Raw genomic sequence first — 857 nt, forward strand, 5'->3', positions numbered from 1 at the left:
AGATGCCAATATCAGTGTTCGCGTAAACTACTTTGGCCGTGGGGAAAGCTGCTCCGGATGGTCATGGAATGCAGGCAGTGGAAAAGTAAATACAGGAATTTACAACGAGAGTTTTAAGTTGGAACACAACTTCTCAGCAGATGAAAATTTTTATGAACTAAGGATCCCTTACCAACCAAGACAACCAGAGAGAGGCTGCATAACTTACCTATCTAATATGGAAGTGGAGCTAATCAATGCCTTCGATACGGTAGGGTTTGCGAACCTACGCATCTATCGAGCCGGTACTGATTATGGCAATAAACCGAGAGATTTAGCTTCCAAAATAGAATCGAGAAATTGTAATTCTTATATATTTAAGGGTTTAGGGAAAGTTTGGTCTGGCTCGCTTGGCTGCTATTTGTTTGTAGATGACGAAAAAATATCTCAAAAACCAAATTACAATGCAGAAAGTGTCTACTTTGATTTTTCTCAGTTTAATAGCGATACGGTGATTCACTACGATATTTTAGCTGGTGAAGAATATCGTAGTACCCCGTTAGATCCGCAAACAGGTAAGTAACTGGGTATGAGTAACAAACAGCGAATATTATCGATTGTGCTTATCACCATTGCAGTAATTCTATTTGTGTATTATTTGGGGCCATCGGAGCGAATATGGGGCGCGGGCGAAGAGCCGTATATGGTGATAGCTGGGAAAAAGCCAGCAGATGCCAATATCAGTGTTCGCGTAAACTACTTTGGCCGTGGGGAAAGCTGCTCCGGATGGTCATGGAATGCAGGCAGTGGAAAAGTAAATACAGGAATTTACAACGAGAGTTTTAAGTTGGAACACAACTTCTCAGCAGATGAAAATT

1 protein-coding gene and 1 pseudogene are annotated in these 857 nt (G+C 41.3%); both read left to right on the plus strand.

All coding sequences use genetic code 11. From position 1 onward, the window contains the following. On the plus strand, positions 1–562 hold a 562-nt coding region (locus QTN94_RS20095; RefSeq protein ID WP_331428660.1), incomplete at its 5' end, for a hypothetical protein. Positions 563–568: 6 nt separating this feature from the next. Next, positions 569–857, plus strand: a pseudogene (locus tag QTN94_RS20100) (hypothetical protein); the annotation flags it as partial.

This window comes from Vibrio sp. M250220 (genome assembly GCF_036533795.1).
GTDB lineage: Bacteria > Pseudomonadota > Gammaproteobacteria > Enterobacterales > Vibrionaceae > Vibrio.